Source organism: Micromonospora maritima, assembly GCF_902825405.1.
In the GTDB taxonomy this organism is placed as follows: domain Bacteria; phylum Actinomycetota; class Actinomycetes; order Mycobacteriales; family Micromonosporaceae; genus Micromonospora; species Micromonospora maritima.
Genome location: NZ_CADEAU010000277.1, coordinates 1 through 7,215 on the forward strand (window position 1 = coordinate 1; position 7,215 = coordinate 7,215).

The 7,215-nt window shown below is 72.2% G+C and carries 6 protein-coding genes; 3 read left to right on the forward strand and 3 right to left on the reverse strand.

The genetic code is table 11. The annotated features are described in order from the left end of the window. A partial coding sequence (locus HUW36_RS21545) for an Rv0361 family membrane protein (protein ID WP_174529829.1) occupies positions 1-462 on the forward strand: 462 nt, incomplete at its 5' end. 114 nt (positions 463-576) lie between these two features. Further along, the gene (locus tag HUW36_RS21550; protein WP_174529830.1) at positions 577-1,956 is read left to right on the forward strand and encodes a glycine--tRNA ligase; all 1,380 of its coding nucleotides are present in this window, start codon (positions 577-579) and stop codon (positions 1,954-1,956) included. A gap of 64 nt (positions 1,957-2,020) precedes the next feature. Here the strand turns inward: HUW36_RS21550 and HUW36_RS21555 are convergent, their stop codons facing one another. Beyond that, entirely contained in the window at positions 2,021-2,980 is a 960-nt protein-coding gene (locus HUW36_RS21555) for a type IV toxin-antitoxin system AbiEi family antitoxin domain-containing protein (RefSeq protein WP_174529831.1), read from the reverse strand. 178 nt (positions 2,981-3,158) lie between these two features. Here HUW36_RS21555 and dusB point away from each other — a divergent pair, with 178 nt between their 5' ends. After that, a complete protein-coding gene (gene dusB, locus HUW36_RS21560; RefSeq protein ID WP_174529832.1) occupies positions 3,159-4,331 on the forward strand; it encodes a tRNA dihydrouridine synthase DusB in 1,173 nt (390 codons plus the stop codon). Positions 4,332-4,386: 55 nt separating this feature from the next. Here the strand turns inward: dusB and HUW36_RS21565 are convergent, their stop codons facing one another. After that, the gene (locus tag HUW36_RS21565; protein WP_174529833.1) at positions 4,387-5,034 is read right to left on the reverse strand and encodes a C39 family peptidase; all 648 of its coding nucleotides are present in this window, start codon (positions 5,032-5,034) and stop codon (positions 4,387-4,389) included. A 431-nt stretch (positions 5,035-5,465) separates the two neighbouring features. Further along, complete coding sequence (locus HUW36_RS21570; RefSeq protein WP_425487253.1) at positions 5,466-7,151, reverse strand: family 20 glycosylhydrolase; 1,686 nt, start codon at positions 7,149-7,151, stop codon at positions 5,466-5,468. Positions 7,152-7,215: the final 64 nt, after the last annotated feature.

Below are 7,215 nucleotides of genomic sequence, written 5' to 3' on the forward strand. Positions count from 1 at the left end.
TTCCGATCTCCCGGCGTCGCCCCGCCGTTCGCCGCCCCGCCCACCGAGGGCGGTCGCTCCCGGCTCTGGCTCGGCCTCGGGGTCGGCGCGCTGGCGGTGCTGCTCTGCTGCGGCGGAGGCGGCGCGGCAGTGGTCGGGCTGGCCGTGAGCAACGTGCGGGCGGTCGGGGAGCAGGGCCGGGCCGTCACCGACGACTACTACCAGGCGCTCGTCACGCGGGAGTGGTCCAAGGCGTACGACCAGCTCTGCGACGACGCCCGGCGACGCGAGTCCCGGCCGGAGTTCGAGCAGCGGGTCGCCACCGAGCCGCAGATCTCCGGCTACCGGGTGGGTGACGTCGACACCACCACGCTGACCGTGCCGGTGGACGTGACGCTGGCCGGCGGCCGGCGGGAGGCGCAGACCGTCACGCTGGCGCCCGACCGGCAGACCGGTGGCATGGAGGTCTGCGGGGTGAGCTGAGGCGCTCCCCGGTATTCTGCTGGGCCCGGGACCGACGCGGTCGTACCGTTGTCCCGAACAGCCCGGTTCCATCCATCTCAACCGCGCCGACCGCCAGCCGGCGTAGGAGGAAACATGCCAGCCGACCGTATCGACGCCATCGTCAGCCTCGCCAAGCGCCGGGGCTTCGTCTTCCCCTCCAGCGAGATCTACGGGGGCACCCGGTCGGCCTGGGACTACGGTCCACTCGGCGTCGAGCTGAAGGAGAACGTCCGCCGGCAGTGGTGGCGGACCATGGTCCAGCAGCGCGACGACGTCGTCGGCCTCGACTCGGCGGTCATCCTGGCCCGCAAGGTCTGGGAGGCCAGCGGCCACATCGCCGAGTTCGTCGACCCGCTCACCGAGTGCCAGTCCTGCCACAAGCGGTTCCGCGCCGACCACCTGGAGGAGGCGTACGAGGCCAAGCACGGCAAGCCGCTGACCTCGCTGACGGAGCTGAACTGCCCCAACTGCGGCAACAAGGGCACCTTCACCGAGCCGAAGATGTTCAACGGCCTGATGAAGACCTACCTGGGCCCGGTGGAGAGCGACGAGGGCCTGCACTACCTGCGCCCGGAGACCGCCCAGGGCATCTTCGTCAACTACAAGAACGTGGAGACGGTCGCCCGCAAGAAGCCGCCGTTCGGCATCGCGCAGACCGGCAAGTCGTTCCGCAACGAGATCACCCCGGGCAACTTCATCTTCCGGACCCGGGAGTTCGAGCAGATGGAGATGGAGTTCTTCGTCGAGCCGGGCACCGACGAGCAGTGGCACGAGTACTGGCTCTCCGAGCGCTGGAACTGGTACCTCGACCTGGGCCTGTCCGAGGAGAACCTGCGCTTCTACGAGCACCCCAAGGAGAAGCTCTCCCACTACTCGAAGCGCACGGTCGACATCGAGTACAAGTTCCGGTTCGGCGGCACCGAGTTCGCCGAGCTGGAGGGCATCGCCAACCGCACCGACTTCGACCTGTCCACGCACAGCAAGCACTCCGGCGTCGACCTGTCGTACTTCGACCAGGGCAAGGGCGAGCGCTGGATGCCGTACGTGATCGAGCCGGCGGCCGGCCTCACCCGCGCGGTGCTGGCGTTCCTGCTGGAGGCGTACGACGAGGACGAGGCGCCGAACACCAAGGGCGGCGTGGACAAGCGCACCGTCATGCGCTTCGACCCGCGGCTGGCCCCGGTCAAGGTCGCCGTGCTGCCGCTGTCGCGCAACGAGGCGCTCTCGCCGAAGGCCAAGCAGCTCGCCACCGACCTGCGCAAGCGTTGGGTGGTCGAGTTCGACGACTCGCAGGCGATCGGCCGCCGCTACCGCCGGCAGGACGAGATCGGCACGCCGTTCTGCGTCACCGTCGACTTCGACACCCTCGACGACAACGCCGTCACGGTGCGGAACCGGGACACCATGGCCCAGGAGCGCGTCGCGCTGGACCAGGTCGAGCGCTACCTGATCGAGCGCCTCCCCGGCTGCTGAGGTGTAAGGAAGGGCCCCTTCTTAACGCCTGGCGTAGAGAAGGGGCCCCTTCTTAACACCGTCATCAAGGGGAGATCGGCTCCGCTCGTACGCCGGTCGCGGCACCCAGTCCGCGCCGGGCGGCGTACGCGTCCTCCACCGTGCGCCGCACGCGGCCCGGCTCCCTCCGGATCTGCACCGGGGTGAAGTGCAGGATGAGCACCCCGTGCCGGCTCAGCTCGTTGTGCCGGTCCAGCGTCCGCGCCCAGTCGTTCGGGCTGAGGTGGTACTCCCGCGAGTCGACCTCCAACGCCACCGCGCAGTCGGCGAGGTAGCCGTCCGGCGTCGGCAGCCGGGTGCCGTCGGCCGCCGACAGCCGCGGGTTCCAGAGGATCCCGGTGAGCACGCCGCTGCCGCTCAGGCACTCCCGCAGCTCGGTCTCCGGCGCCGAACGGACCCCGTCGGTGATCTCCGCGAACGCCTTCCGGATCAGGGCGGTACGGCTACGCCTGGCCCGGCGGATCTCCAGGTCCAGGCTGGCCAGGTCGGTGAAGCCGCGCTGGACGGCTTCGGCCACGGTCGCCCGTACCGGCCGCAGATGGCGCAGGTCGCGGGCCGCGTCCACCACCGCCCGCGCCGGCGAGCACACCGGATACAGCGCGGTCCGCCGGGCCCGCGGATCAAGCTCCAGGGCGCGCGCGATCACCGCGTGACCGGCCGAGCGGCGCCGCACGTGGTGCGGCAGGATCAGGTGTACGTCAGTGGTGCGCGGGCTGTACCGGAAGCCGTACCAGATCAGCGCGGCCAGACCGGTGAGCTGTGCGTCGGCGCCCGCGTAGAGCGCCGCCGAGATGCGTCGTTGCTCGTCGGTGAGGGTGCCGGTGACGAGCGCGTACGTGGCCGGCAGCACGCGTTGCCACAGGCCGCGCCGGGTCTGCCGGTACAGGTACATGTCGTCGAATCCGACGCCGAGAAGCTGCGTACGCGTGACGATCTGCTGCTGACGTTCCGCCAGGTCGCTCAGTTCGGGTGGCTGTTCGGTCATGCCCGGCAGCGTGCGGCTTCGACCGGTCCACTTCCTGCCCGTGCGCCCGACCTGTGGACAGCCGTCGTCGTTGTGGAAAACCGTCTGCTGCGGGGTCGGCTGTGATACGTGCCCTGTTAAGAAGGGGCCCCTGCTCTACCGGAGACGTTCACAGGGGGCCCTTCCTTACACTTGTGCGGTGACCGCTCCGACCCTGCCCGCCCTGCGCCCGCTCACTCTCGGCCCGCACCAGGTCTGGCCGCCGGTGGTGCTCGCGCCGATGGCCGGGATCACCAACGTCGGCTTCCGCCGGCTCTGTCGGGAACAGGGTGGCGGCATCTACGTCTGCGAGATGATCACCACGCGGGCGCTCGTCGAGCGGAACCCGAAGACGCTGCGCATGATCGCGTTCGGCGCCGAGGAGCAGCCGCGCAGCCTCCAGCTCTACGGCACCGACCCGGAGATCACCGCCGCCGCGGTGCGGATCGTGGTCGAGCGCGATCTCGCCGACCACATCGACCTCAACTTCGGCTGCCCGGTCCCCAAGGTCACCCGCCGGGGCGGCGGGTCCGCCCTACCGTGGCGGCGTCGGCTCTTCGCCCGGCTGGTCAGGGCCGCGGTGGCCGCCGCGTCGCCCGCCGGGGTGCCGGTCACGGTCAAGATGCGCAAGGGCATCGACGACGACCACCTGACGTACGTCGAGGCCGGGCTGGCCGCCCAGGACGCCGGCGTCGCGGCGGTCGCCCTGCACGGGCGTACGGCCGCCCAGCGCTACTCCGGCACCGCCGACTGGGACGCGATCGCCACGCTCAAGTCGGCGCTCGACGTGCCGGTGCTCGGCAACGGCGACATCTGGGAGGCCGACGACGCGCTGCGGATGGTCGCCCACACCGGGGTCGACGGCGTGGTGATCGGGCGCGGCTGCCTGGGCCGGCCGTGGCTCTTCGCCGACCTGGAGGCCGCCTTCAACGGCCGCCCGGAGCGACGGCTGCCCTCGCTGGGCGAGGTGGCGGTGACCATGCGCCGGCACGCCGAGCTGCTGGTGGACCAGTTCGTCGCCGGGGCCCGCAACCCGGCCCGGGGTGAGCGGGACGGCTGCACCGACTTCCGCAAGCACGTGGCCTGGTATCTGAAGGGCTTCCCGATCGGCGGCGAGCTGCGCCGGTCGCTCGCCATGATCGAGAGCTTGGCGCAGCTCGACGACCTGCTCGCCGAGCTCGACCCGACGGTGCCGTTCCCGGTGGAGAACCTGGGCCAGCCGCGCGGCCGGACCAACTCCCCGGGCAAGGTGTTCCTGCCGGACGGGTGGCTGGCCAGCCGCGACGACGACACCCCGCCGGAGGGCGCCGAGCTGGACGACTCCGGCGGCTGACCCCGGACAGACCGAAGGGCCCGACCCCCACGGGGTCGGGCCCTTCGTCGTCCGGTCAGGAGCTGTAGCCGCGGCTGGCGATCCAGTGCGCCAGGGCGTCCACGTCCATCCGGTAGGAGGCCTGGTCCGGGTTCGCCGAGTCGGCGATCGTCACGACCTTCCCGCCGTCGCGGTAGCCCACCACGCTGATGTAGTGGCCACCCTCGAAGGAGTGGGTGTTGCCGTCGGTGTCGGTCGCGGTGCCGGCGATGTTCGCCACCACGGCCCGGCCGTCGTCCACCGCGCGCACGATGTCGGCACGCAGCTTGTCGGTCTTCTCGCCGACCTTGTCCACGGGGATCTCGGTGGACTTGTAGACGTCCTTGCCGGTCTCCTTGTTCAGCACCGGCGTGATGTCGTTGATCGAGTTGGTGCCGGCCTCGGTGGTGCCCATCTCCTTGGCCATCGCGTCCACGTCGATGTTCTTGCCCTGCACGCTCAGCGCGTTACGGGCCGCGGCCGGGCCGCAGAAGTAGAAGTTGGGCTGGGCCTCGTAGCGCACGCCCAGCTCCCGCTCACCGTGACCCTGGCGGTCGGTCTGCACCTGGACGGCGCGCTCGGCCGGGGTGGCCTGGGCGGCGATCGCGGGGCCGGCGATGCCACCGGCGGTGGCGGCGATGCCGGCGACGGTCAGAGCGGTCTTGCGCAGCAGAGTGGTAGCCATGATCAGTTGCCTCTCTGTCGGGGGTACGCGGCGACGGGGGATGCCGCGAAGAAAGATCAGGTGGCCCGGTACGTGCGTCGGGCCGGTGGCCTGCGCGGGCGGCCAGGGGATGGCCTGCTCCGGCGGCTCGGGGATGTAACGCGGCGCGGTCTGCCATGTACAACGCCGCGCCCCCGCCCCCGATTCCACCCCACCGGTGACCCCGACCACCCGAAATCCGGACACCCACCCCGACACCGGACCCCCGCCGCACCCACCCGCAACCCGGCCACCTCAAGGCCGCCCCCCCCTGCCGCCCCCGCCCACAGGGCCGCCGCGCCCCACCCGGTGATCATGAAGTTGACGGCGACAAACCGGACATGAGCCGCCGCCAACCTCATGATCACCGCACCGGTGGCGGCGAGGACGTGGGCGGAGTTGCTCGTCCGGCCTCAGGGGGTGGTGGTGATGGGGGCGGGGTGGGGGGTGGGCTGGGTGGGGATCTGGGGCGGGGTGGAGGGCCAGGGGATCTCGGGGGAGGGGTGGAAGGTGATGCCGGCGGTGGTCCAGCGCGGGCCGTGGGCGGCCAGCCGGCTGCGGAACCGGGACCAGTCGTGCGTCTCGCGCGGTGACCAGCCCAGCTCGGCGACGGCGGGCAGGCGCGGGAAGAACATGTACTCGATCTCGGCCAGCGTCGTGACCGACTCGGTCCACAACGGCGCCTCCACGCCCAGCACCGCCTCGGCCGGTACGCCCTGCACGTGGCTGCCCGGATCCCACTCGTACGCCCGGCGCACGTCGATCAGACCGGCCCAGTCGTGGCCGATCGGGGTGTCCGGGGCGTACTTCATGTCCAGGTAGGCGTGGTTGCCGGGGGAGAGGATGACCCGGGCCCCCCGACGCACCGCCTCCGCCGTGTCCGGGTCGTCGCCGTTCGTGCCCCACCACTGCAGGACGCGTCCGTCGACGTGCTCGGTCGGGGCGAGCTGGTGCCAGCCGACGACCGTCTTCCCGGTGGCCGCGACCAGCGCCTGCGCCCGCGCGACGAAGGCGCGGTAGCTCTCCGCGGGCACCTTGAACGCCTCGTCGCCGCCGAGGTGCAGCCACGGCCCGGGGGTCAGCGCGGCCACCTCGCCGAGCACGTCGGCGACGAAGGCGTACGTCCGCTCGTCGGCCGGGTCGACGTAGCTGAACCCCACCTCGGTGCCGGTGTACGGCGGCGGCGCGGTCTTGTCGGGGGCCAGTTCGGGGTACGCGACGAGCGCCGCGTTCGTGTGGCCCGGCAGGTCGATCTCGGGCACCACGGTCACGTGGCGGCGTGCCGCGTACGCGACGATCCGGCGGTAGTCGTCCCGGGTGTACCAGCCGCCGGGACCGCCGCCGACCTCGGTGGCGCCGCCGACCTCGGCGAGCCGGGGCCACGAGTCGACGGCGATCCGCCAGCCCTGGTCGTCGGTGAGGTGCAGGTGCAGGTGGTTGAGCTTGTACCGGGCCAGGTGGTCGACCACCCGCAGCACGTCCCGGACGCCGAAGAAGTGCCGGGCGACGTCGAGCATGGCGCCCCGGTAGGGGAAACGCGGCCGGTCGACGACCGTGCCGCCGGGCATCACCCAGCGCTCGGCGACCGGCGTGGTGCTCTCCACCGCCGCGGGCAGGAGCTGCCGCAGCGTCTGCGCGCCGTGGAACAGGCCGGCCGGGGTGGCGGCGACGATCCGGACACCGGCGGCGGTGACGTCGAGGCGGTATCCCTCGTCCCCGAGCGCGTCGTCGTCACCGTCGCCGTCCCGGGTGCCGCCGGTCGGGGTCCCGCCGTCCCGGGCGTCACGCGGCGCGGCGCCGGCGGACCGGGTGTCCTGGGTCGGGATGTCGGCGGCGGCGGTCGGCGACAGGGTGAGCGTCAACCGGCCCTCGACCGGGTCGGCCGTGTCGGTCACCGGCAGCGGGAAGCCGGTCGCCGGGCGCAGCCAGCCGGCGAGCTGGTCGGCCACGTCCCGGCCGGCGGGGTCGATGCGCAGCGCCGCGTCCGGGGTCAGGGTGAAGTCGCCGTCCGGGTCGGGGAGGACCCGTTCCGGGGCGGGCACCACCGCGTCCAGGCGGACGGGTGCGGGCGGGTCTCGGAATACTTCAACCAGACCCAGCTCTCCGGCGCGTCGCTGGTGCGCAAGCTCGACTCCGGGCTCGACGTGGACAACGCGATCCGGG

Bases quoted from the DNA above. Each gene is read 5' to 3' on its own strand.
- HUW36_RS21550 (WP_174529830.1), top strand. From the start codon at position 577: ATGCCAGCCGACCGTATCGACGCCATCGTCAGCCTCGCCAAGCGCCGG.
- HUW36_RS21555 (WP_174529831.1), bottom strand. From the start codon at position 2,980: ATGACCGAACAGCCACCCGAACTGAGCGACCTGGCGGAACGTCAGCAG.
- HUW36_RS21565 (WP_174529833.1), bottom strand. From the start codon at position 5,034: ATGGCTACCACTCTGCTGCGCAAGACCGCTCTGACCGTCGCCGGCATC.